This window comes from Alkalibacterium sp. m-11 (assembly GCF_054658155.1).
This window is the reverse complement of sequence record NZ_BAAGIR010000529.1, coordinates 1-255: the sequence shown is the minus strand read 5'-3', so window position 1 is coordinate 255 and position 255 is coordinate 1. Positions and strand designations below refer to the sequence as shown.

Below are 255 nucleotides of genomic sequence, written 5' to 3'. Positions count from 1 at the left end.
TTTGAACGGTGTTTGGATTTGAATTTTGGAAATCCAATGGATTTATCCCGGAAGAAATTTTTGTAGGCTCGTTCCAAATTCTGCTGAGCGTTCGCCAAAGCCAGACTATCAACCGCTTTCATAAAAGGAAACTCTTCTTTGTACTGAGCGGGCGTATTGTTGAGCATTTGTTTCGTCTCTTTATAGTGGTCGATCTTGTCGCTAAGCATTTGGTTATAAATGAAGCGGGCACAACCAAAACAGTTCGCAAAATAG

General features: G+C 40.8%; 1 protein-coding gene. It reads right to left on the bottom strand.

The window, feature by feature from the left end; all coding sequences use genetic code 11:
• On the bottom strand, nucleotides 1-255 hold a 255-nt coding region (locus ACYQ2O_RS13465; protein WP_459796856.1), incomplete at both ends, for a helix-turn-helix domain-containing protein.